General features: G+C 55.8%; 22 protein-coding genes and 1 pseudogene. 15 read left to right on the plus strand and 8 right to left on the minus strand.

Features of this window, described 5'->3' with window-relative positions; genetic code table 11:
* The first annotated feature begins 292 nt into the window (after positions 1-292).
* From nfrB to ACREYP_RS10865, 3 genes are read left to right on the plus strand one after another with little or no spacing between them, the layout of a single operon-like run.
* On the plus strand, positions 293-2,518 hold the full coding sequence (nfrB, locus tag ACREYP_RS10855) for a cyclic di-3',5'-guanylate-activated glycosyltransferase NfrB (protein ID WP_008461435.1): 2,226 nt from the start codon (positions 293-295) through the stop codon (positions 2,516-2,518).
* The gene (locus ACREYP_RS10860; RefSeq protein ID WP_498881348.1) at positions 2,515-4,899 is read left to right on the plus strand and encodes an NfrA family protein; all 2,385 of its coding nucleotides are present in this window, start codon (positions 2,515-2,517) and stop codon (positions 4,897-4,899) included. Before nfrB ends, ACREYP_RS10860 begins: the two co-directional genes overlap by 4 nt.
* Positions 4,899-5,813 carry an alpha-amylase family protein gene (locus ACREYP_RS10865; protein ID WP_498881349.1) on the plus strand — a complete coding sequence of 305 codons (915 nt, stop codon included), beginning with the start codon at positions 4,899-4,901 and terminating at the stop codon, positions 5,811-5,813. Before ACREYP_RS10860 ends, ACREYP_RS10865 begins: the two co-directional genes overlap by 1 nt.
* A gap of 38 nt (positions 5,814-5,851) precedes the next feature.
* Here the strand turns inward: ACREYP_RS10865 and ACREYP_RS10870 are convergent, their stop codons facing one another.
* The 8 genes and pseudogenes from ACREYP_RS10870 to ACREYP_RS10905 form a co-directional block, all read right to left on the minus strand.
* Positions 5,852-6,139, minus strand: coding sequence for a YdgH/BhsA/McbA family protein (locus ACREYP_RS10870; protein WP_008461440.1), 288 nt, complete (start codon positions 6,137-6,139; stop codon positions 5,852-5,854).
* 168 nt (positions 6,140-6,307) lie between these two features.
* On the minus strand, positions 6,308-6,430 hold the full coding sequence (locus tag ACREYP_RS10875; RefSeq protein WP_008461441.1) for a DUF2474 domain-containing protein: 123 nt from the start codon (positions 6,428-6,430) through the stop codon (positions 6,308-6,310).
* Positions 6,430-7,443: a cytochrome d ubiquinol oxidase subunit II gene (gene cydB, locus ACREYP_RS10880; RefSeq protein WP_008461443.1), complete on the minus strand. Its 1,014-nt coding sequence runs from the start codon at positions 7,441-7,443 to the stop codon at positions 6,430-6,432. The genes ACREYP_RS10875 and cydB overlap by 1 nt, the downstream gene beginning before the upstream one ends.
* On the minus strand, positions 7,443-8,837 hold the full coding sequence (locus tag ACREYP_RS10885; RefSeq protein ID WP_336707221.1) for a cytochrome ubiquinol oxidase subunit I: 1,395 nt from the start codon (positions 8,835-8,837) through the stop codon (positions 7,443-7,445). The genes cydB and ACREYP_RS10885 overlap by 1 nt, the downstream gene beginning before the upstream one ends.
* 721 nt (positions 8,838-9,558) lie before the next feature.
* Positions 9,559-9,744 (minus strand): annotated as a pseudogene (locus tag ACREYP_RS10890) (tlde1 domain-containing protein); the annotation flags it as partial.
* Positions 9,745-9,994: 250 nt separating this feature from the next.
* Positions 9,995-10,765 carry an inositol monophosphatase family protein gene (locus tag ACREYP_RS10895; RefSeq protein WP_498881350.1) on the minus strand — a complete coding sequence of 257 codons (771 nt, stop codon included), beginning with the start codon at positions 10,763-10,765 and terminating at the stop codon, positions 9,995-9,997.
* Between the two features lie 9 nt (positions 10,766-10,774).
* The gene (locus tag ACREYP_RS10900) at positions 10,775-11,782 is read right to left on the minus strand and encodes a LacI family DNA-binding transcriptional regulator (protein WP_498881351.1); all 1,008 of its coding nucleotides are present in this window, start codon (positions 11,780-11,782) and stop codon (positions 10,775-10,777) included.
* An 8-nt stretch (positions 11,783-11,790) separates the two neighbouring features.
* A complete protein-coding gene (locus tag ACREYP_RS10905) occupies positions 11,791-12,561 on the minus strand; it encodes an MBL fold metallo-hydrolase (RefSeq protein ID WP_336707212.1) in 771 nt (256 codons plus the stop codon).
* A 161-nt stretch (positions 12,562-12,722) separates the two neighbouring features.
* Here ACREYP_RS10905 and ACREYP_RS10910 point away from each other — a divergent pair, with 161 nt between their 5' ends.
* From ACREYP_RS10910 to ACREYP_RS10965, 12 genes are all read left to right on the plus strand, one after another.
* A complete protein-coding gene (locus tag ACREYP_RS10910) occupies positions 12,723-13,748 on the plus strand; it encodes an ABC transporter ATP-binding protein (RefSeq protein WP_498881400.1) in 1,026 nt (341 codons plus the stop codon).
* A gap of 27 nt (positions 13,749-13,775) precedes the next feature.
* Positions 13,776-14,915, plus strand: a complete 1,140-nt coding sequence (locus ACREYP_RS10915) for an ABC transporter substrate-binding protein (RefSeq protein ID WP_498881352.1) — start codon at positions 13,776-13,778, stop codon at positions 14,913-14,915.
* Positions 14,916-14,971: 56 nt separating this feature from the next.
* Positions 14,972-15,805 (plus strand): ABC transporter permease, encoded by an 834-nt coding sequence (locus ACREYP_RS10920; RefSeq protein WP_498881353.1) that lies wholly within the window; start codon positions 14,972-14,974, stop codon positions 15,803-15,805.
* On the plus strand, positions 15,802-16,617 hold the full coding sequence (locus ACREYP_RS10925; RefSeq protein WP_498881354.1) for an ABC transporter permease: 816 nt from the start codon (positions 15,802-15,804) through the stop codon (positions 16,615-16,617). Before ACREYP_RS10920 ends, ACREYP_RS10925 begins: the two co-directional genes overlap by 4 nt.
* Positions 16,618-16,722: 105 nt before the next feature.
* A complete protein-coding gene (locus ACREYP_RS10930) occupies positions 16,723-17,025 on the plus strand; it encodes a hypothetical protein (protein WP_052045593.1) in 303 nt (100 codons plus the stop codon).
* A 182-nt stretch (positions 17,026-17,207) separates the two neighbouring features.
* Entirely contained in the window at positions 17,208-18,083 is an 876-nt protein-coding gene (locus tag ACREYP_RS10935; protein WP_442892178.1) for a carbohydrate ABC transporter permease, read from the plus strand.
* Complete coding sequence (locus ACREYP_RS10940) at positions 18,073-18,960, plus strand: carbohydrate ABC transporter permease (RefSeq protein WP_336707208.1); 888 nt, start codon at positions 18,073-18,075, stop codon at positions 18,958-18,960. Before ACREYP_RS10935 ends, ACREYP_RS10940 begins: the two co-directional genes overlap by 11 nt.
* Positions 18,961-18,971: 11 nt before the next feature.
* Entirely contained in the window at positions 18,972-19,796 is an 825-nt protein-coding gene (locus tag ACREYP_RS10945; RefSeq protein WP_498881401.1) for a phosphodiesterase, read from the plus strand.
* A 5-nt stretch (positions 19,797-19,801) separates the two neighbouring features.
* Complete coding sequence (locus tag ACREYP_RS10950; protein ID WP_166992273.1) at positions 19,802-20,875, plus strand: ATP-binding cassette domain-containing protein; 1,074 nt, start codon at positions 19,802-19,804, stop codon at positions 20,873-20,875.
* Between the two features lie 7 nt (positions 20,876-20,882).
* Complete coding sequence (locus ACREYP_RS10955) at positions 20,883-22,190, plus strand: ABC transporter substrate-binding protein (protein WP_166874469.1); 1,308 nt, start codon at positions 20,883-20,885, stop codon at positions 22,188-22,190.
* A gap of 131 nt (positions 22,191-22,321) precedes the next feature.
* Entirely contained in the window at positions 22,322-23,749 is a 1,428-nt protein-coding gene (locus ACREYP_RS10960; RefSeq protein WP_498881355.1) for an aminotransferase-like domain-containing protein, read from the plus strand.
* On the plus strand, positions 23,736-24,266 hold the full coding sequence (locus ACREYP_RS10965; protein ID WP_498881356.1) for a GNAT family N-acetyltransferase: 531 nt from the start codon (positions 23,736-23,738) through the stop codon (positions 24,264-24,266). The genes ACREYP_RS10960 and ACREYP_RS10965 overlap by 14 nt, the downstream gene beginning before the upstream one ends.
* Position 24,267: the final 1 nt, after the last annotated feature.

The raw sequence follows: 24,267 nt of genomic DNA on the forward strand, positions 1-24,267 counted from the left end.
CGGTTGCGGAGCGCTATTCTGACCTGGTGCCGTATTTTTCGAAAGACGGCCAGGTAAAAAGGCGAACGCATCCTGATGAATGTTTATGAACTGTTTAATTTGTTAATTAAAGAATCTTGAGCTGGTTATATGGTTAATGAGCAGTGCCTTTAATGTTGAGGAAAGAAAATAGCAAAATATTATCCTTTGTAAGATTTTTCTGATCAACTATGATACCGGTAACATTTGAGGCTGACCGTATGCCTGCGATGTCGTGTAGTGTCGTTAACGATAAATAACCTCGGGGTGAGGCATGGACTGGTTAGTAGACTATTTTTCTACTTATCTGTATGGGTTGAAGGTCATAGCGATCGGGTTGGCGATTCTGATGCTTATCAGCGGAATCGACGATCTGTTTATTGATATTGTGTTCTGGCTCCGCCGCTTTTGGCGCGCCTGTACCGTTTATCGTCGTCATAATCATTTAGGCTATAAGCAGCTGTATGAACCGCAGGAAAAGCCGCTTGCTATCATGGTGCCGGCCTGGAATGAAACCGGCGTTATAGGCAATATGGCGAGCCTAGCGGCAAGCACGCTTGACTACGAGAATTACCATATTTTTGTCGGTACCTACCCCAACGATCCTGACACGCAGCGCGACGTCGATGAGGTGTGTGCCCGTTTCCCTAACGTGCACAAAGTGGTTTGCGCCCGCCCAGGCCCAACCAGTAAAGCCGACTGCCTGAATAATATCCTTGATGCGATTTTGCAGTTTGAGCGTAACGCCCGGTTCTCCTTTTCAGGGTTTATTCTGCACGATGCAGAGGATGTTATCTCCCCGATGGAGCTGCGGCTGTTCAACTACCTCGTTGACCGTAAAGATCTGATTCAGATCCCGGTTTACCCCTTCGAGCGCCGCTGGACCCATTTCACCAGCCTGAGCTATCTCGACGAGTTCTCCGAGCTCCACGGCAAGGATGTCCCGGTGCGTGAGGCGCTGGCAGGCCAGGTGCCAAGCGCTGGCGTCGGCACCTGCTTCAGCCGCCGCGCGGTGCTGGCGCTGCTTGCCGATGGTGACGGTATCGCCTTTGATGTGCAAAGTCTGACCGAAGACTATGACATCGGTTTCCGCCTGCGGCAAAAAGGGATGGAGGAGATATTCTGTCGCTTCCCGGTGGTGGATGACACCGATCGTTCCGCAAGGCCGTTCGGCCAGCGTAAACGCACCGCAAAAGTAATCTGCGTGCGCGAATATTTCCCGGATACGTATACGACTGCGGTGCGCCAAAAGTCCCGCTGGATTATTGGTATCGTTTTTCAGGGATTTAAGACGCATCGCTGGAGCAATAACTGGGTACTTAACTACTTCCTGTGGCGCGACCGGAAAGGCGCCGTGGCTAACTTTCTGAGTTTTGCCGCCATGCTGGTGATGCTGCAGCTGGTGGCGCTGTTAATTTATCAGCGCAGCGTAGAAGGCGCCTGGCAGTTCCTGTCGATCTTTGTCGGTGGCGCATGGCTCAGCACTCTGCTGTGGATAAACTTTTTCCTGATGGCCAACCGAATTTTACAGCGAATTATCTTCGTCACCGGTTACTACGGCTTAGGGCAGGGACTGATGTCCATTCCACGCCTGTTCTGGGGCAACTTAATCAACTTTATGGCCAACTGGCGTGCAATTCGTCAGGTGATCCAGCATGGTGATCCGAGGCGCGTTGCCTGGGATAAAACAACCCATGACTTCCCGACAGTCAATACCCGCAACCGTGCTCTTCGTCCGCTGGGTGAAATTCTGGTCAGCCAGGGCGTTATTAGCGAAGAGCAACTGATGGAAGCGCTGCAAAACAGAGTACCTGGCCTCAAACTTGGGGGGAGCCTCGTTAATCGCGGGGTGATTACGGCCCAACAGCTAGCGAATGCTCTGGCGGAACAGGCAAGCGTGCCGATGGAAATCATCGACAGCCGTCGTTTAGATGAGGCGCTGGTTAAATCGGTGCCGGCAAATGTGGCGCTGCACTACGCGGTGCTTCCGCTACGCGAGGAGCAGGGAACGCTGATTTTTGCCAGCGAAAGTGCCATTGATCCCGTCTCTCTTGCTGCGCTGGGGCGCAAAGTTCAGCGTCCAGTAAGTTACGTTATCGTGCCGCGAGGTGAAGTTGTGGTGGGGCTACGTCGCTGGTATCTCCAGTCTGAAAACGACCCGTCGGAACTGCTCTCCAGAGCGGTCAATGCGGAAATGTTAACTTCGGATCAGGCAGAGGCTATCTGGCAGGAATATGTCTCCGGGCAAATATTGTTTGCCGAAGTGTTGATTACGGAAAGTCACCTGGATGAGGCTGTACTGAAAGCGGTACTGCTGCGCTATGAGCGCAGTGAAATGCAGTTTGGTGATTTCCTGGTGCAGGAACAAGTTGTCGACCAACACGCGGTCGATCGTGCGCTGGAACAGCAAAAAATACTCCAGCCTTCTTTAAATGGGCTGATGCATAAAGCCGGGTTGAGCAGCCTGCAAATCTCCAGCCTTGCAGGAGAAATAGCATGAAGTTCAGCCTTAAACCGTTAGCTATTTTGACATGCGGCCTGATGATCGCCGGGTATTCCCTGGCGGCCACCGAAGGTTCGAAAGAGGATCTGGGGTTAAGCGATTACCGCTACTTCAAGGTGTATCCACACATTGAGCGCGCGCAAAAGGCGCTGAAAGCCAACGATGAGCAGCGTGCCATCAGCAGTTTTCAGCACGCCCGCGAGCTGGCCCCGGATAGCGTCCGACTGACGCTCTGGCTTGCCGAAGCGTATCGCCATTTTCACCATGACGATAAAGCGGCTGCGCTGCTGAATGAGCAACTACGCAAAACGCCCGACAACGCGCAGGTCCGTCGGGCGCGGGACGCTATTCCCCTTCCAGCTAAAAATGTGACAACGCGTGAGCAACTGCTGGCGTTTAACGACGAATGCAACGCTTCTCCTTCCGTGGTATGCCGCGCCGAAGTGGGTAACTTTGCCGTTAAGCTTGGGGCGTTGGATATCGCGCTGCAGCAGTTTAACGACGATGCGTTTCGCACCTCGCCTGCGGGGCACACGTTGATTAACAACCTGACTCAGCGCGCTATTTATCTGCAGGAGTGGCAAACAGCCGATCGCGGCTTTGCCCTGCAGGACAGGCTGGCGACGCTGAGTGAAGAGCAGTATCAGCAGTGGTTTGCCATCCTGCTTCATCTTGGGCGCGATCGCCGTATTCTGGATCTCCAGCAGCAGGGCGTCATGAACACGCCGGGTATGCAGCTGGCCTACGCGCAGTCCCTGGCGGAGCGCAAGAAACATCCCGAACTGGAAAATTACCTGTCCAGCCACAAGCCTGCCTTTGATACGGACAGTGAGAAACATAACTGGCGCTATCTGATGGTGACGTGGGGCGGGCTGAAGCTACCAGAGGCAACGCTGCCGGTTGTGAAGCCAAAACCGCTTTCCGCCGCTGAAATTCGTATGGCTCAGGCGCGCGTGCTTAAAGACCAGTGCGATAAAGTTATCACCATCCTGGGCGACATGTCGCCGCAGTACGATGCTCAGAGCTGGTCGCACCTCGCGGAATGCTACCAGCAAACCTCGCCGGGAATGGCGCTGTATGCCGCCCAGCAGGCTCAATCCCGCGATGCTAATCCTTACTACGCGCGGCAGGTGGCTTATCTGGCGTTTGCCGTAGAAGACTACGCGCTGGCGCAAAGTAGCCTGCGGAGCGTGCCGGTTAAAACGCTTAGCGATGAAGACATCCGAGCCGCAGCGCGTAGCGCCTGGCTGGCGAAAGACAGCGCCGCGCTTGACTACTGGCGACAGGTGGCCTGGCAGCGAGCCATGCCGGAGCTGAACTTTGAGACCCCGCCGGAGCAGGATCACGCCACGCGCGGTTTTGCGCTGTTTAAAGCGGGAGATATGCCCGGCGCGCGCAGCGAGCTGGAGCAAGCGTTGCAAACCATGCCTGACTCGCCGGAAATCCTGCGACAGATGGTTTATATCAACCAGCGGCTGGATGACAAGCCTCAAACCAAACGCTACAGCGAACGCGTTGTGGATGATATCGACAACACGCTGACCCCGTCCAAAGGCTTAACCGACGCGCAGCAAAAAGAGCGCTTCGCCTTCCGCCGCGTGCACGAAGATAGCCAGCGGCGCTGGACGTTCTCCTTTGACAGTTCGCTGGGCCTGACTTCCGCCTCTAAAAATGAAGCGGGCGCAGGCGGCGGCGTCTCACGAGATAAAAGCAACCGTAGTTATGGCCAGGCTGAAGCTGAATACCGCATTGGTCAGAATCAAATTCTGGATGGCGATCAGCTTTCGGTTTATACCCGACTGTTTGGCGGCAGCGCAGGGCACAGCAATATCGCGCCTGTCTATCAGCCGATGGTGGGAATGGGCGTTCGCTGGAAGCCATTGCGTGAGCAGGTTATTTATCTGGCGGTGGAGCAGCAGCTTCCTCTCGATAAGGCGGACGATGCCCGGACGGATATGATGCTGCGAGCCAGCGCTTCGTTCCTGAACGGCGGGGAGTACAGCGATGACTGGCACCCGCTGGGTAAAGGCTGGTTTGCGCAGAACCTCTATCTGGACGCGGCGCATTTCGTGAAATACGACTATCAGCTGTACACGGCCGATTACCGCCAAAGCTGGCACCACAAGGTTTCGGAGCGGCACACGATCGAACCTTACTGGCATGTGCAGTACAACAACCAGACGCGGCATTCACGCAGTACGGATAACAGGCTCGGCGGCGTAGGCGTTCGCTATAACACCTGGTTTGGCGAAACACATTATGATGCTTATCCCCACAAGGCGAGCGTGGGGCTGGAATACCAGCGGGTATTCGACGGCCGTAACCGCGATATAGATTCCAAAAACAGTCTGTTCCTTACCATAGGAGTGCGTTGGTAATGAAATTTACTCCGGCATTAACGCTGGCGGCCGCGCTGTTTTGCCCGGCGACTGCCTTTGCCATTAACGCGGTAATGTATCAGCCCCAGCTGCGTGATATGTCGATGACCGACCAGCAATGGACCACGATGCTGGCGCAGCTGAAGCAACAGGGCATTGATACTCTGCTCTTTCAGTGGAGCCGCTATGGGGACGCCTTCGCCGGCGGGGAACCGCAAAACTGGCTGGAGGGCAAGGCTCGCCTGGTAAAAAACAGCGGGCTGAAGCTGGTGCTGGGCCTGGCCGCGGACGATAAATTCTTCGAACGGCAAAATCAGCCGCTCACTGCGCTGGAAAGTTACTTTAACCTGCTGCGCGCCCGGGACGTGGCGGTTGCCACGCGCTGGACGCAGGTGCTCGGGGCTGAAAACATTGCGGGCTGGTACATCAGCAGCGAGCTGGACGACCGCCGCTGGCGAAGCCCGGATATGCAGCAGGCCGCGCTGGCATGGCTGACAAAAACCCATGAGTCTCTCGCCTTGCTGGCCGATAAACCGGTTGCCGTCAGCAGCTTCTTTGCCGGCAATATGTCGCCGGATGGCTACCAAAAATGGGTGACCACCCTGAGCCACAGCGGGGTGAAAATCTGGGTGCAGGACGGGGCCGGGACGGGAGTGTTAACGCCAGCTGCGCGAGCGCTGTACCGGCAAACGCAAAGCAGCGGTGAGGTGATCGAACTCTTCCGTCAGGATAAAAATACCGCTCACTTTAGCGCCGAGCCTGTTTCTACTGCCGAGCAGAAGCGCTTAATGTCTGTCAAACCCGCAGCGGGGCAGGACAGAGTGTATTTTTCGCTGCGTTATTTAGAGGTTGCCGCTGGAATATTACAATATCGTAATGTGCCGCAGGCCAGCGTGAAAACAGAAGTGAAATAAAAATGAATGACGGCCCTGTTTTAGGGCCGTCTGGTTATTTATTTCTTAAAGACTTCGATATTAATATTTTTATGATTAGACTCGTCGCCGGTGGCAGCGATTATCACATAAAAGCAGTCGGCAGGCTTCACGTTGGACGCTTCACACTTTTGATTTACCTCTTTGGATAAATCCTTGTGTCCGACGGTCGGGGTCCCGTCTTGTTCCAGGGAAAGATCGCCAACTTTTGTATAACCAGATGATTCTTCATGAGTAATTTGTTTTGCCGCAAAAACAGGTGATGAAACTAACAGCGTTAAAGCCAGTGCGGGTAGCATATATTTCATCTTTGTCATCCTCTGAATGTTTCATTGAAATGGTTAACTGTTTTTCCTCATTAACGCATTAAAGAATTAGCACAGTTTTAAAGAAAATCAATTTCTTCACCATAGATTCAGAATGAGTTAGCGGGAAGGACTGAACATATTCCTTCCCACGACGCACGGCTCAGCGAATTAAGATTTAAAGCCTGCGGCGGTCATCAGCAGGCGAAATCCCATCCCCACTGCGGCCAGCGCAAATACGCTGACGCTCCATAGAATAACCATCCACATGACACGTTTAGCGGTCTCTTTCATCAGTGGTAGCCCTCGCCAGGCTGCACCTTCCCGCGGAATACGTAATAGCTCCAGAAGGTGTAAACCAGGATTATCGGAATAATAAACAGCGCGCCAACCAGCATAAAGCCCTGGCTTTGCGGTGGCGCAGCGGCCTGCCACAGCGTGATGTCCGGCGGAATGATGTTTGGCCAGATGCTGATGCCCAGCCCGCTAAAGCCCAGAAAAACCAGCCCCAGCGTCAGCACAAACGGTGTGGCGTGCAGGCTGTCGGTTGCCCGCACGCTGCGCCAGAGCCACAGGCTGAAGAGCACGACAAGCAGCGGGACCGGCAGCAGGAACAGCAGATTTGGCAGGGAGAACCAGCGCTCGGCAATATTCGCGTGGCGAAGCGGCGTCCAGAGGCTGATCGCCGCTATCACGGCCAAAAGCGCCAGCAGCAATGCTGGGGTCAGGCTCCGCATTCTTCTTTGCAGCGGATCTTCGCTTTTCATCACCAGCCAGGTGGCACCCAGTAAAGCGTAGGCTATGACCAGACCCAGGCCGCAGAACAGGTTGAATGGCGTCAACCAGTCAAGCTGACTACCGGCAAAATGCCGCCCGCTGACTGAAAAGCCTGAGATAACGGCGCCGACGGCGATACCCTGGCAAAAAGTCGCCAGAATCGATCCCCCCAGGAACGCTTTGTCCCAGAAGGGGCGATGCGCCGGCGTGGCCTTAAAGCGGAACTCGAAGGCGACGCCGCGAAAAATCAGCCCCACCAGCATCAGCGTGAGCGGAATAGTCAGGGCATCGACGATAACCGCATACGCCAGCGGGAAGGCACCAAACAGGGCAGCCCCGCCCAGCACCAGCCAGGTTTCGTTCCCATCCCAGACCGGTGCCACGCTGTTGACCATCACATCGCGGTCTTCAGCATCGCGAATAAACGGAAACAGAATACCAATCCCCAGATCGAAACCGTCCATCACGATATACATCAGGGTGGAGAAGACGATAATCACAAACCAAATAACAGATAAATCGATGCCCATTAGCGCGTCTCCTCAAGTGATTCAGCGACCGCGGACAGCGGGCGGGATGGGGTGCCTTGTGCCGGATGGTCGTCGAACGGCTGCGGGCCTTTTTTGATGAGCCGAATCATGTAGCCGTAGCCGACGCCAAACACCGACATGTACACCACAAAGAAAGCGGCCAGGCTGAGGCTCATTTGCAGCGTACCGTGGGCAGACACGGCATCTTTGGTGCGCAGCAGGCCATAAACAACCCAGGGCTGGCGGCCAACCTCCGTCGTAATCCACCCGGCGAGAATGGCAATCAGCCCCGAGGGCCCCATCCACAGCGCAAAGTGCAGGAACGGGCGGCTCTCAAACAGCCGGTCGCGGTAGCGAAGCCACAGGCTGGCGACGCCGAGCAGGATCATCAGCATGCCTAAGCCCGCCATCACGCGGAACGACCAAAAGACAATCGGCGAGTTAGGGCGGTCCTCTTTCGGGAACTCTTTCAGGGCAGGCACCTGTTTTTCCAGACTGTGGGTGAGGATCAGGCTGCCGAGCGCCGGGATTTCCAGGCCAAAGCGAGTGCGCTCCTGGTCCATATCCGGCAGTCCGAACAGCAGCAGCGGCGTCGGCTCGCCGGGACGGTTTTCCCAGTGTCCCTCAATGGCGGCGATTTTAGCCGGCTGATGCTGGAGCGTATTCAGGCCGTGCATGTCGCCGATCATTGCCTGAAGGGGGGCGACAATCACCGCCATCCACAGGGCCATTGAAAACATGGTGCGAATGGCTGGCGCGTTATTGCCGCGCAGCAGGTGCCAGGCGGCGGAGGCCCCAACAAAGAAGGCGCTGCTGAGGAACGCCGCCACGGACATATGCAGCAGGCGATAAGGGAATGATGGGTTAAAGACCACCGCCAGCCAGTCCACCGGGACGACTTGTCCGTTGTGGATCTCAAAGCCCTGAGGGGTTTGCATCCAGCTGTTTGAGGCGAGGATCCAGAAAGTGGAAATGATTGTCCCGAGCGCCACCATGCAGGTGGCGAAGAAGTGCAGACCCGGGCCAACGCGGTTCCAGCCGAACAGCATCACGCCCAGAAAACCGGCTTCAAGGAAGAAAGCGGTCAGCACTTCGTAGGTCAGCAGCGGGCCGGTGATGCTGCCGGCAAACTGCGAGAACCCGCTCCAGTTGGTGCCGAACTGGTAGGCCATGACCAGCCCGGAGACCACGCCCATGCCAAAGTTAACGGCAAAAATCTTCGACCAGAAGTGGTACAGCGAGCGGTAAACCGGGTTTTTAGACTTAAGCCAGAGCCCCTCAAGTACCGCGAGGTAGCTGGCAAGCCCGATGGTGATGGCCGGGAAAATAATGTGGAAGGAGACAGTGAAAGCAAACTGGATCCTCGCCAGGTGAAAAGCGTCTAAACCGAACATGCAGAACTCCGCATAGCAAATTATTCGGCTCGATTGTAGGTCGCGCCACGTCTGGGTTGTATGAACAGAGCGACTGCAAAAATGGATAACAGTTTCTAGCCCTCAATAACGCTTCCCCAAAACTCCTCCAAAACCATTCCCCAAATTCCTCCAAAACTATTCCCCAATCCGCCGCGGACTGGAACTATCTCCGGTTGACGCTACATACCGATGGAGACGTTGCCAGCCGCGGAGTAAGCAAGGCTGCTGATAATTTCGAGTCACAACGGCGATTCGTTTTCTGTATTGAAAATCAAAATAGTAATAGCTTAATTGATCTGTTTTTTTCTAAGTAAATGCCGGATAGTCTCCAGCATTATTTTTTATTTATGATTTAGCAGCTTAAACGATAAATAAGTGAGTATGCACGATCCGAGGGTTGATATTGCCAGGCTTAAATCAGCAATAAGATTGTAAACACTCTCATCCCCCGAAACTCCCAGCATCTTTGCAAACTGATATCCACGTTGAATTGTGAAAATTTCAGCCCATAAAATACTGATCACTAAAAAATAAATTGCACACAGAACAATCGCTGCCAGGATTTTAGTGATTACCATACCGTTATTGTGCCGTAGGCTTTAAAGATAGATTCGTTGTGGTTGTGCTTCTCCATGTCCACGTTTTTAACGTTGTACATTACCGGAGTGATACCGACGATTTTCACGTTCATCGATTTTAGCCCCTCTGGGCGGTCAACAATCCTGTATTTACCTGCGGGTATTGGTCCTTTTGTCGGTATCATTGCGCATGCATCCCGGTTGAGATACGCACCATTACCTGAAAAGGCGAAAAATGTACCCACGCCGGGAAAACTAAGAGGGGCGTAATCGGCATCGCTGATAACAAATTTTCCATATAAAGCCACAAATGATTCATGTCCATATTTTGGGAATGGATAGGGTATATGCTGTTTATCACGCTTTCTATTTTTTTTGTTTTTTTTAAGTCAATAAAAAATGATTTGACGCAATTTTGGTTTTCATCGGATGGTTAATTATTGATGGAGTTTATAGATTGAGTATAATAAACATTATTAAATAATAACTGTCGGTATCATTTGAAATAAAACAATCAGGTCGCCACCGGAATTAAAGTGGCGACTATTAAATCCTTAATTAATCGACGGCCCCTTCCAGCAGCGCCATTAACCTTTCCTGCACGCTGGTGCAGCCGGCCAGTACCAGATTACCTTGCAACAGGCCGCCGTTGGCGAGAAATGCAGTGCTGCTGCCGCCCGCCTCGGTGATCAGTAGCAGCCCGGCCAGCGCGTCCCAGCTGTTCATATGCTCCTCGTAGTAGGCGTGGACCTGGCCCGCGGCAACGTGCGCCAGCATCAGCGCGCCTGCGCCAAAACGCCGGTACTCCATGCCGTCGTTCAGCACATCTTCTATAGTGCGCGCATAAAGTGGAACCGGCGCGCGGCTGGAACGGCCCAGGCCGATGACCACGCCATCCGGGGACGGATCGTGAAGCTTGAGCGGTTTACCGTTCAGGAATGCGCCCGCGCCGTGGCGGGCAAAAAAGAACTCATCTCGGTCGGGAGCATAGATAATTCCCAGCTCAATCACGTTCTGCCTGACGTAAGCGAGGGAGACGCACCAATAGTCCATGCCAAGAATAAAGTTAGTGGTGCCATCAACCGGATCGAGCACCCAGACGCCGCGTTCGCCTTCCTCCAGGCCGCTTTCTTCCCCCAGAAAGCCGTCCTGCGGGCAATGCGTCCGCAGCCAGCTTTTAATCTCTTGCTCAACCAGAATGTCCGCCTGTGAGACGAAATCCTGGCGACCTTTTTTTTCCACGCTTAAGCCTGCATCGCGCAGCGCCTGGGCGCGGGCGCCGGCTTCGCGGATTAACGTGCATAACGCCTGTAGCTGTTGTTCGGTCATGTTTTGCTCTTAAGTAAGGGAGATTGACGTGTGTCGGTGAACCAGGTTGACCTTCACCCAACTGGTGCGTGAAGGCTGTGCAGGCGTTCGGGCGCGCTCCAGCAGGTGAGCCAGCGCCAACCGGGAGATTTCCGCCACATCCTGGTTGAGGGTGGTGAGTCGGTAGCTGTACTGCGCCGTTTGTGGCGTGTTGTCGAAGCCGATCAGCTGAAAATCCTGTGGCGCATATTTGCCGCGCTGGCGCATCCCGTCGAGAAAGCCACATGCCAGCTGAGCATTGGCGCAGAAAATACCGTCGGGGATCTGCGTTGCAGCCTCTGCAGCCTGCCAGCCGCCTTCATAGCCTTCCTCTTCACAAAGCAGCGAAGCAAGGTTTTGCTCAACGTTTACACCACGTTCGATCAGCGCCTGGCGGAACGCTTCGCCGCGCATTCTGCCGGCCCAGGTAGAAGAGTGATTGTTGAGCCAGCCAAAATGTTTGCACCCGCTGTTGACCAGCTGTTCGGCGGCCAGCACTGCCCCGGCGGCGTTATCCGAACAGACGTAATCCACGCCGGGAATGTCGGGCTGGCGGTTGATGCCAACCACCGGAATATGCTGCTGCACGCACTCGTTCACCAGCGCTTCGGGAGGCTTGCCGGAGGTGACGATGACGCCGGAGACGCGAAACTGAGTGAAGTGGCGCAGCGTTTCCGCCAGCTCCTGCTCAGAGCGGATCTCTGTCACCAGAGCCTGAAAGCCGTTGCGCTGAATTTCGCCTAGAAGGCCGTCAAGCAGGCTGCTGCGAAACGGATCGTTGATGCGCGACACGATGACGCCAATCAGATGGCTGCGGCGGCGGTTAAGGCCCTGGGCAAGAAAATTGACCTGATAACCAAGCTCTTCGGCTACCTGCAGCACGCGTTCCCGTGTGGCAGGGGAAATACTGCCGTTGTTGCTCAGCGCCCGGGAAACCACGGCGCGCGAAACGCCCGCCCGGCGGGCCACATCTTCGGCGGTCACGCTTTGTTTATGCATCGACGAACTCAAGGCAAATAATCCTCAGTGTAAAACCGCTGCTGATGGAAGTCGTACTGCAGCCCGTCCTGGCTGACGAACAGCCCGGCGTGGGGGCGGCAGGCCAGCTTTAGCGCGGGCAAAATGGCATCGTTACAGTGGTACAACCCCAGCGACGGCAGCCCCAGAGAAGTAAAAAGCTTCAGGCAACCGGGGAAGTCGCCGTGGGAAGCGTCCTCCGCCAGTTCAGACAGCGAGGCGCACTCCTGAAACGCCAGGTCCACGCCGGCCATCAGCCCGATAGAAGCTTCGGTGGGCCGCCCGTCGCCGCTATAGAACAAAGCATATTCCCGGATATCCACGCGCAGCGCCAGATTGGCCATTTCATGGCGGGTTGGGGCGGTGCGAATCCGCCAGTGATGCCAGTGAAAATCAGCTTCGCTGTCGCGCCATTCGATGGGGAAGCAGAGCGAAGGTTCTGGCCAGTTGGCGAGCGAGGCCAGCTGCATCAACACTTCGCGCTGTGCCGGCTGGCTGTAGATCACCAGCGGCTTTTGGCGGGCAAAACTCTTCCAGTGATTGAGCAGCGCCGTTAACCCTGTGCAGTGGTCGGGATGCACGTGGGTGAAAAACAGCACGTCGATGTCGTTGATGCCGCCGCCGCGCTGCCACAGCGCACGAGGAATGGTGGGGCCGCAGTCGATAAGCCATTGCCGGTTTTCGTCATCAACAATCCGCAGCGCGGAAGTATTTTGCCAGCGGGAGAAAGCGCTGCCGCAGCCAAGCACGTCGATTTTCATTGCCCCTCGCTAAAAATTTATCGCGGTTAATTAAAGTGTCACAAAGACACGCCACAGTAGGCTCACATCATCTCTGAGCGGCGTTTCATTTTTTTTACAGCGAAATGAACACGTGTTCATTCAGAGCAAAAAAGACGTAAACAAACATGTCGGATACCGTTATGAGCTACCTGGAAATGGCGCACCTGCAAATTAGTTACGGCGAAAAGGTGGTGCTAAAAGAAATTAATCTTGCCGTGAAGAAAGGTGAGATGATTGCATTGCTGGGCCCGTCCGGCTGCGGGAAAACAACGTTATTGAACGCGTTGTGTGGGTTTATTCCTGTTAAGCAGGGCCACATTGTTGTGGCCGGGAATAATATTACCCAAAGCCCGCCTGAGCAGCGAAATATCACCATGGTATTTCAAAGCTATGCGCTGTGGCCGCATTTAACGGTGGAACAAAATATTGGTTATGGCCTGAAGCTACGCAAGTGGCGGCGGGACGCGATTCAGGCCAGAGTGTTTGAGCTATTACAGATGGTGAATCTGACCGGTCTGGCCGGGGCTAAAATCACCGAACTTTCCGGCGGGCAGCGGCAGCGCGTGGCCCTGGCGCGCGCGCTGGCCATTGAGCCAGACGTACTGGTGCTGGATGAGCCGCTGTCGAATCTGGATGCCAAAGTCCGGCTGAACGTGCGCCACGAAATCAAGCAACTGCAGAAAAAGCTGGGTTTCACTTCGGTGATCGTCACCCACGACCAGCAGGAAGCGCTGGTGATGGCCGACCGCATTGTGGTGCTGAATAATGGCCAAATCGAGCAAACCGGCACCCCGGAAGAGATTTATCAAAAGCCCGCCACGCCCTTTGTGGCTGATTTTATGGGAGCCGATAACCGTATTACGGCGGAAGAAATAAATACCCTGGGCCTGGCCTCGATAAATAATAGCGGTGACCAGGAAATCTATTTCAGAAGTTCGGATGCAGCGCTTTCATCATTAAATAAATCTTTCCCGGAGGGTGGATTAACGCTTGAAGGGGTGGTTGAGCAAAATGCTTTTATTGGCCACAACTATCGTTACGCCATTCGCTATCGGCAGCGTCTTTTCCATGCCGACTCCGTTGATAATTTGCCGTTGAATACAAAAGTCAGGCTGCATGTGCCTGAGTCAGCCCTGCATATTTTTAGTTCGTCCCACACAGCTTGAACCAGTCTATTTTTCTGAGGGGTAATTATGTTTACTAAAACCAGACTTGCCGCCGTCACGGCGCTGTTTTTAAGTTATGGCGTACAGGCGGAAACCGTTTTAAACGTGGCCACCGCCGGTGACCAGAATATGGTGGATTACGTCAAAACCTGGCTGGGGCCAAAGTTTGAGGCCGCGCATCCGGGGGTGAAAGTGCGCGTGGTCGGCACCGGACCGGGGGACGCAGGCTCGAATAAAATCATCGAAAAACTGAGCGCTCAGCAGCAGAGCGGGGCCAAAACCTGGGATATCGACGTGGCGGTGGTTCACCAGAAAGCGGGCGGCGAACTGGTGGAAAAAGGGCTGCTGGAAAAATACCGGCAGCACATCAAAACGGGCGAAATGGTCTCCGCGGATAACGCGAAAAATGCGCTGGGCGTGAACGTGGACGGCTATGTGATGCCGATGTTCCTGAGCCAGACGGCTATCGCCTGGAACAGTGAAACCATGACAGCGCCACCGACCTCTTATGACGAGCTGGTTGAGTGGGCGGCGAAACACCCGCAGGCGTTCGGCTACAACGGCATTAAAAACGGCATGTCCGGCGTCAGTTTTGTCGTTGGCTGGATCTACGCCTACGGCACCGACGCCCAGCGTTTATCCGCCTTGCCTTACGATAAGAGCGTAGAGAAAAACTGGTCGCAGGCTTTTGAGAAGCTGAAAGCGTTTAATAAGAACGTGACCTTTACGCCGGGCAACGCCGGTACGCTGGATATGCTGACCCGTGGGGAAATCGCCATGGGACCGGTCTGGGTGGATATGTTCTACACCTGGAAAGATCAGGGCAAGCTGCCGCCGTCCATCAAGCTCGCTTTGCTTTCACCGGGCATGCCGGGGCAGCCGATGTACTACGTCACGCCGGCCAAAGCGGCACAGCCTGAACTGGCGCGCGAGTTCATTGCGCTGGCAACCAGCCCGGAAGTGCAGGCCGACGGGATCGTGAAGCAGTTCAACTGGTATCCGGGCATTGACGCTAAGTACGTTAAACCGAAGCTGGATGACGCAACCTGGAGCAAACTGTTTGCCGAGATTTCCCCGAAAGCGCTCGCCGATTACGGCAAAAGCTTCCCGATAGCGCCTTACTTTGACGACATCAAAGAAGGGTACGAAAGCCAGGTGTCTAACTAATCCTTTCCCGGCGCCCGGTTCAGGTCGGGCGCCACGCTCAAGTTCAAAGGTTTGCTATGCGCGTTTCGTTAAACTATCTGCTGCTGGTGAGCCCCGCCGCGCTGATGATTGTGGTGCTGTTTCTGTACCCGCTGGGATTTTCTCTGGTGGCTGCCTTTACTTCGGACGCCGGGGCGCTGACGTTACAGCACTTTGCCAAAGTCCTGGCGCTGTACTCCAACGATATCCTGTTCACGGTGTTTATCGTGCTGGTGTCGGTTGCGCTGCTGGCCGCGTTATCGATAACGATCTCGGCGGTGATCACGCTTTCTGCCTGCCGCCCTGTTGTTCGGCTACTGGGCATGCTTTACCGCCTGCCGCTGTTTATTCCGTTCATCGTTGCCGCGCAGATGATGCGCACGTTTCTCGCCAAAAACGGCCTGATGAATAACATGCTGGTCGCCAGCGATCTGGTACAGCCGCTGGACACGATTTCCTGGCTCGGCTGGAAAGGGATCATCATTACCTTTGTCTGGAAGCAGCTGGCGTTTGCCACCTTGCTGATTTGTGGGGCGATGGCGGCACTGGAGCCTGCGCAGGTGCTGGCTGCCAGAAACCTGGGGGCTTCGCGAGTTCGCATTCTGTTCGACATTATTTTACCGCAGGTGTTACCGGCTATTGGCGTCGCGCTGGTGCTTTCCACGGTGACCATGATGTCCGTGCTGTCCGTGCCGCTGATGATTGGCACCGGAACGCCAACGATGCTGACCGTCGACATGGCATTCCGCGTTAACTCCTACAGCGATTATGCGGTGGCTAACGCGCTGGGCGTGATCTCCCTGCTGATTTGCGGGGCGCTGTCCTGGTTTTATCTGCGCTACAGCCTGCGCCAGAAAGGAGGGGAAGCATGAGCCTGATGAAGGGACGATTCGGCCTGCCGCTGCAGGTACTGCTGCTGGCCTTTATGCTGTTTGCGATGTTCGGCCCATTGCTGAACCTGCTGATCTGGACGGTGGCGGAAAGCTGGTTTTATCCGCATACCTTGCCGAGCCAGTGGGGATTAAAGTACTGGTATCAGGTGTTTAGCCCGTACAGCGATGTGTCCGGTTCGCTGCTGACCAGCGTGTTTATTGCCGTGCTATCGGTGCTGGTTTGCCTGCTGATTTCCGTTCCCGCCGGCTACGCGCTTTCCCGGCGCGCGATGCCGTTCCGGGTGGTGTTTATGCTGCTGTTTTTGATCCCTCAGGCGTTTCCAAACCTGACGGTGTATATGAACATCGCGCGGCTTTTCTATCAGTGGGGGCTGAACGGCACGGTAGCTGGCGTGGTGCTGGTGCACAGCGTACATGGCCTGATGTATTCAGTCTGGATTTGCGTAGCCGCGTTTTCGGCTGTTGACCCGCTGCAGGCGCGGGCGTCCCGTAATTTAGGGGCAGGGCCGCTGTTTACCTTCTGGCACATTGTGCTGCCTCAAGCTTTACCGGGGATCATGGCCGCCGGGATTTTCGTGTTCCTGGAATCGCTGGATGAGTTTACCGGCACCTTTTTCGTCGGCGCGCCGGATATCACCACGCTGCCGCTGCTGCTTTACAACGCCAGCATGTCCGGGAATTACCAGGTATCGTCGATTACCGCGCTGATTTTGCTGGTACCGTCGCTGCTGTTTATGCTGGTCATCCATAAGTTTATGCGGCCTGAGATGCTGTCGAAGCTGGGCAAGTGATACAGGCATTGGCTATACAATACAGATAATTCCGGGCGGATAATGTTTTAGATTATCCGCCTGAGGGGAGTGAAAGCCCGTTATCCGTTTGTTTTCGAGGTGTCCATGAAGAAGCGATATGCTCTCGCCGCAATTCCGGTTTTATTGACGACCTTTAGCAGCCTGGCTTCCTCGGAAGCGGCCTGGCAGCAGTTGGACAAAGACGTGCAAAAAAGCTGTCTCGCCATCAGCGCCCTGCAGGAGAAAAAGATAGAAGGGAAGCGCACTGATTTCAGCGACGAGGTCGGTTACTCGGCGGTGGTGATTTCAGGCAACTACAAATTTAAGAACAGCCAGCCGGTGCCTGGCAAAGAACTGTGTCTTTATAACCGCAAAACGAAAAAGGCCAGTCTGGAACAGATGCAGTAGCATTTTTGCACGGTTAAAGAATATATCCCTGCAAAGACAATCTCTTTGAACGACAGGCAGTTATCCCTCAGCCGGGACGCTGCCTGTTTTATCTGGCGCAAAACTGCCATTTCCCCGTCACGTTTCTGCCATAAACCCCTCCCATACTGACTGACTTCTGACCCCTGACAGGTTTGCAGACAATGGCAAAACGTCCCTGGCTTCCGTGGCTGATCCTCACGCCATCTTTGATCTTTTTACTGCTCTTTACCTGGTTCCCGCTGATCCGCTCGGTGTACGACAGCCTGTTTGATACGCGTCTGGCGGGCGAGGCCGGCGCGTATGTGGGCGCAGGTAACTATGTTCGCCTTTTTGCCGACGCGGTTTTCTGGAAATCGCTGATGAATAATCTGTTCTATATCGTGCTGACCGTGATCCCCGGCGTGGCGCTCGCGCTGCTGCTGGCGGTTGCGCTGTGGGAAAATCATCGCGTTAACCGCTGGCTGCGGACGGCGTTTTTCTTCCCGATGATCATTCCCATGGTCAGCGCTGCGGCGCTGTGGTTGTTCATTTTTATGCCGGGCATGGGGATGCTGGATTACTACCTGGCGAAGCTGTTCGGGCCGATGAATAACAACTGGCTCGGCCGCAGCAACAGCGCGCTGTACGCCCTGGCGCTGATTGGTGTCTGGAAGTTCGCGGGCTATTACATGCTGTTCTTCCTCGCCGGCTTACAAAGCCTGCCAGCCTCGGCGCGTGAAGCGGCGATCATGGAAGGGGCAACCTCCACGCAGGTATTCTTCAAAGTCACTTTACCGCTGCTTCGCCCGACGCTGAGCTTTGTGGTAACCACGGCGCTTATCTACTCGATTACGCAGATTGACCACGTGGCGGTGATGACGCGCGGCGGGCCGGATAACGCCACCACCGTGCTGCTGTACTACATCCAGAGTCTCGCCTGGGACACCCATGATTTAGGCAAAGCTTCTGCCGCCACCTTCCTGACGCTGGCCGGGCTGTTTGTCTTCTCGTTCGTTAACCTCAAACTGCTGGAAAGGGGCGCCCACCATGAGCGTTGAGTTTTCTGGATCCGTTGTCAACGCGCGTAGCGTACCGCAGCCGCTGTGGTTGCGCCTGCGAAAATCAAAGGGCGTGACGCTCACCGTGCTGATGTGCTGCCTGGCGCTGCTGTGGGTTAGTCCGTTTATCTGGATGCTTTCATCGGCTTTTAGCGCCAGCACCTTCGGGGAAGGCATGGCCTCAATATTGCCGCGTTTTCCGCTCACGCTGGATAACTTCCGTGATGCGTGGCAGAGCGCCGACTGGCTCAGCTTGTACGCCAATACCCTGATTTTCAGCTTCGGTACTTTCTTCGTGCAGCTCATCACCATCACCACCGCCGGGTACGTTTTTGCCTGCCATGAGTTTCGCGGCAAGCAAATGCTGTTCCTGCTGTTTCTGGTGCAGCTGATGATCATGCCCGTCGTGATGATGGTGCCGAACATGATGACGCTCAAAGCGCTGGGCCTGCTCAATACGCTGACCGGCGTGATGATGCCGTATTTCACCTCCGCGTTCGGCGTGTTCCTGATGCGTCAGGCCTTTCTCGCCATCCCGAAAGAGCTGGAGGAGGCCGCGCTGATGGAGGGCTGCCGCTGGTGGCAGGTACTTTACCGCGTGCTGCTGCCGATGTGCTGGCCGTCGGTGCTGGCTTTCGCCACCGTGAGTATTACCTACCACTGGAACGAGTACCTGTGGCCGCTAATGATGCTCAACGATCCGGACAAGCAGGTGCTGACGGTCGGGCTCGTTTCGTTTGCTATGGGCGCCGAATCCGGTGGCCAGTGGGGCACCATCAGCGCCGGGACCATTATGGTTTGCCTGCCGCTGATGCTCGCCTTTATCGCCTTCCAGAAGCAGTTTCTGCGAAGTTTTGGTTTTTCAGGTATCAAGTAAGGAGTTGAGTGATGTTATTGGCCCATATTTCCGACACCCATTTCCGCAGTCAGAACCAGAAACTGTACGGCTTTATCGACATCAACGCGGGCAATGCCGACGTGGCCTCGCAGCTGAACGCGCTGCGTGAGCGCCCGGATGCGGTCATCGTCAGCGGGGATATCGTCAACTGCGGGCGCCCTTCAGAGTACGAGGTCGCGCGCCAGGTGCTCGGCACCATCAAGTCGCCGCTTTATTTGATCCCCGGCAACCACGACGATAAATCGCATTTTCTGGAATACCTGCGCCCGATTTGCCCGCCGTTGGGGGACGACCCGGAAAACATCCGCTATGCGGTGGACGACTTCGCTACCCGGCTGCTGTTTATCGACTCCAGCCTCGCCGGGCACTCTAAGGGCTGGTTGACCGACAATACCGTGTCCTGGCTTGAAGCGCAGTTAACCACGAGCGGCGACAAGCCCACGGCGGTCTTTATGCACCATCCGCCGCTGCCGCTGGGCAACGCGCAAATGGACAAAATCGCCTGCGAAAACGGGCACCTGCTGCTTGATTTGGTCGCCCGTTTCCCGGCGCTGGTGCGTATTTTCTGCGGCCACAACCACAGCCTGACAATGACCCAATACCGCCAGGCAACGATAGCGACGATTCCCGGCACGGTTCACCAGGTTCCGTATCACTTTGAGGACAGCCGCCCGTATTACGATCTGTCGCCGCCGTCTTGCCTGATGCACCGCCAGGTGGGCGACCAGTGGGTCAGCTATCAGCATTCTCTGGCGCATTATGCTGGCCCGTGGCTGTATGACGCGGCGATCAGTTGCCCGACGGATGAGTATTAATCGCTATGTTAAGACTGAATCAGGTAAGCAAGCAGTTTGAAGGCAAAGCGGCGCTGAACGCGCTGTCGCTCAGCATCGACGAAGGCGAGTTTGTGGTTCTGGTCGGGCCGTCCGGCTGCGGCAAAAGTACGCTGTTGCGGATGCTGGCGGGGCTGGAAGAGGTTAGCGGCGGCGAGATTTGGCTCGGCGGCGAGAACATTACTGCGATGTCGCCGCGTGAGCGCAACTTCGCGATGATCTTCCAGAACTATGCGCTGTTTCCGCACCTGACGGTACGGGACAACATCACCTTTGGCATGAAGATCCGTAAAGAAGATAAAGCCAGCTGGCAGCCGCGCCTCGAGCAGGTGGCCACGATGCTGCAGCTGGGTGAAATGCTCGACCGTAAACCGGCCAAACTGTCCGGCGGGCAGCGCCAGCGTGTGGCAATGGCGAGAGCCATTGTGCGCAATCCGCGTCTGTTCCTGATGGATGAACCGCTCTCTAACCTGGATGCCCGCCTGCGCACCGAGGTGCGCGACAGCATCATGGCGCTGCATCATCAGCTTAAAACCACCACCATCTACGTCACCCACGATCAGACGGAAGCCATGTCGATGGCGGATCGCATAGTGGTGATGAACGGCGGCGTGGTGCAGCAGGTGGGCGAGCCGGAGCACCTTTATGCCCATCCAGCCAACCTGTTTGTTGCCGGTTTTATTGGCTCCCCGGCCATGAATTTGGTTTCTCTGCCTTGTGAAAAGGGCCGCGTTTTGCCTGCCACGCTGAATTTGCCTCTGCCGCCTGCTGCGGAAAAAGCGCAAAGCGTCTGGTTCGGGATCCGCCCCGAGCACCTCACCGACAGGCCAGAAAACGGGCACCTGACGCTAACGGCGACGGTGCTGCAACGAGAACTGATGGGCGCAGATTATCTGCTCCATGTCAGTACCCCCCTGGGAACGTTACGCTACACCCGTCGCCACCGCGGCGAGGTACCAGAAAAAGGCGATACGCTTACCCTCGGTTTTTCTTCATCGGATATACACCTTTTCCACACAGACCTTCACCACAACTTACACCAGGAGATTGACCATGTTTAACCCCCTGATGCATAAATGGCGGGCGCTTGCCGTTTGCTGTTCGCTGGCCGTGAGCGGCGCAGCGCTGGCAAAAGAGAAAATTGATTTTATGTTCCCGGCGCCGGTCGACGGCAAGCTGACAATGGAGATGACCCGCGTCATCAAGGCGTTTAACGATTCGCAGCAGGACGTCGAAGTCCGCGGTATTTTTACCGGCAGCTACGACACCACCAAAATTAAAGCGGAATCCGCCCAGAAAGCCGGGCAGCCGCCAGCGCTGGTCATTATGTCGGCCAACTTCACCACCGACCTTGCGCTAAAAGACGAAATCCTGCCGATGGACGAGCTGTTTAAATACGGCAACCGCAAGGCGGGCGATTTCCTGATGAACGATTTCTGGCCAGCAATGCACAAGAATGCCCAGGTAATGGGCGTGACGTACGCGATTCCGTTCCATAACTCCACGCCAATCCTGTACTACAACAAAACCATGTTCGATCAGGCAGGCATCAAGCAGCCGCCGCAGACCTGGGCCGAAATGCTGGCCGATGCGAAGAAGCTGACCGACGCCAGCAAAGGGCAGTGGGGCATCATGCTGCCGTCCACCAACGACGATTACGGCGGCTGGATCTTCTCCTCGCTGGTTCGAGCCAATGGCGGTAACTACTTCAACGAAAACTATCCGGGCGAAGTGTATTACGACTCGCCGACCACCATTGGCGCGCTGCGCTTCTGGCAGAACATGGTTTACCGCGACAAAGTGATGCCGTCCGGCGTGCTTAACTCCAAGCAGATCAGCGCTGCGTTCTTCAGCGGTAAACTGGGCATGGCGATGCTGAGCACCGGCGCGCTGGGCTTTATGCGCGAAAACAGCAAAGATTTTGATATGGAAGTGGCGATGATGCCCGCCAAAGAACAGCGGGCGGTGCCTATCGGCGGCGCGAGCCTGGTCAGCTTCAAGGGCATTTCCGACGCGCAGAAAAAGGCGGCTTATCAGTTCCTGACGTATCTGGTTAGCCCGCAGGTTAACGGCGCGTGGAGCCGTTTCACCGGGTATTTCTCCCCGCTGAAGGCCTCCTACGACACGCCGGAAATGAAAGAATACCTGCAGAAAGATCCGCGGGCGCAAATCGCGCTGGATCAGCTGAAATATGCCCATCCCTGGTATTCGACTTATGAAACGGTTGCCGTTCGTCAGGCGATGGAAAACCAGCTGGCGGCGGTGGTGAACGATCAAAAGGTGACCCCGGAAGCGGCAGCGAAATCTGCCCAGCAAACGGCAGACAGCCTGATGAAACCGTATGTTGAGAAAACCGCGCTGGCCGATGTGAAGTAAAATCCCCACGTTTACCTTTTCACGGGCGGTTTTACCGCCCGCTATCTTCGTGTTAAAAACTCACTTTCTGACTATAACAGTTGTACAAAACAGCGTATTTTTAGCGCTGTGATATAGACAGGGAGCAGCGCATGAAAAAGTACCAGCAGCTGGCACAGCAGATCCTCGACCAGATTGCCCTCGGCGTCTGGCAGCCAGGGGATCGTTTGCCGTCGCTGCGCGAGCAGGTCGGCCACAGCGGCATGAGCTTTATGACCGTCGGCCACGCCTATCAGATGCTGGAAAGCCAGGGGGCGATTGTGGCCAGGCCGCAGTCCGGCTACTACGTTGCGCCCCGACCGGTGGCACGCACCGCGCCGCCTGCGGTGCAGGTCACTCGCGCGGAAACCGTCGATATCAATACCTATATTTTTGATGTGCTGCAGGCAAGCACGGATGCTTCCGTGGTGCCGTTTGGCTCTGCGTTCCCGGATCCTCGCCTGTTTCCGCTCCAGGCGCTCCACCGTTCAATGGCGGCGGTCAGCAAAACGGCGACCGCCATCAGCGTGATTGAAAGCCTGCCGCCGGGCAACGAAGCGCTGCGCCACGCCATCGCCCAGCGCTACGCCCAGCAGGGGATGCATGTTTCACCGGACGAAATTGTTATCACCGCCGGCGCGCTTGAGGCGCTCAACCTCAGTCTGCAGGCGGTGACCGAGCCGGGTGACTGGGTAATTGTCGAAAACCCTTGCTTCTACGGCGCGCTGCAGGCGCTGGAGCGTCTGAGGCTGAAAGCGCTCTCGGTCGCCACTGACCCGGTAAGCGGGATCGATCTCGATGCCCTGGCGCAGGCTCTGGCCGAATACCCGGTCAAAGCCTGTTGGCTAATGACCAACAGCCAGAACCCGCTAGGCGTGACGCTGCCGCCGGAGAAAAAAGCGCGGCTGGTGCAACTGTTGCGGGCACATAACGTCACGCTGATTGAGGATGACGTGTACAGCGAGCTTTATTACGGGCGGGAAAGGCCGCTGCCTGCCCGGGCGTATGATGCCCACGATATGACTCTGCATTGCTCCTCGTTTTCAAAATGCCTGGTGGCCGGATTTCGCATCGGCTGGGTCGCCGCCGGGAAGCACGCCCGCCGCATTCAGCAGTTGCAGCTGATGAGCACCTTGTCCACCAGTTCGCCGATGCAGCTGGCGCTGGTCGATTTTCTGGCTACCCGCCGCTATGACACACACCTGCGCCGCCTCCGGCGGCAGCTGGCAGAACGCAAGCAGCAGGCCTGGCAAACGCTAAGTGAGCTTTTCCCTCCTGAAGTCAAAATCCACCGCAGCGAAAGCGGCTATTTCCTGTGGATTGAACTGCCGGAGGGGCTGGATACCAGCCTGCTTAACGAGCGGGCGCTGGCGCATAAGATAAGCATCGCCCCGGGGAAAATGTTCACCACCGGCAGGGCATGGGATAACTATTTCCGCTTCAACGCCTCGTGGAACTGGGGCGAAAGAGAACGCCAGGCCGTGGTGACGTTGTCACGTTTAATCAAGGAATTGATTGAGGAACACCATGTACAGGACTGAAAGATTGCTGCTGAGAGCGTGGCGAGACGAGGACTTGGTTCCGTTTGCCGAAATGAACGCTGACCCGGAGGTGATGCGCTATTTCTTGCAGCCCCTGACGTCGGAAGAGAGCCAGCGTTACCTCGAGACATTCCGTCAGCGTATGGCTGAATACGGCTTTGGCTTCTGGGCGGTGGAAGAGCAACGCAGCAGTGAGCTGGTCGGGTTTGTGGGCCTGAATCGCCCCGGCTACTCGCTGCCGTTTGGCCCCTGTGTCGAGGTCGGCTGGCGGCTTCGAAAAGCGTTTTGGGGCAAAGGGTACGCGCCTGAGGCCGCGAGGGAAGCGCTGCGCATTGGTTTCGACGAATACGATCTGGACAGCATTGTGGCTTTTACCGCGCTGCCAAATTTGCCGTCTCAGCGGGTGATGGAGAAGCTGGGCATGCGCCGAAGCGGAGAGTTTGACCATCCCATGGTGCCGGAGCAGCATCCGCTGCTCCGGCATGTCTGGTATCAGATTCACCGGCAGGAGGTTTAAA

Source organism: Enterobacter sp. TMH.L2, from assembly GCF_050847315.1.
GTDB lineage: Bacteria > Pseudomonadota > Gammaproteobacteria > Enterobacterales > Enterobacteriaceae > Cedecea.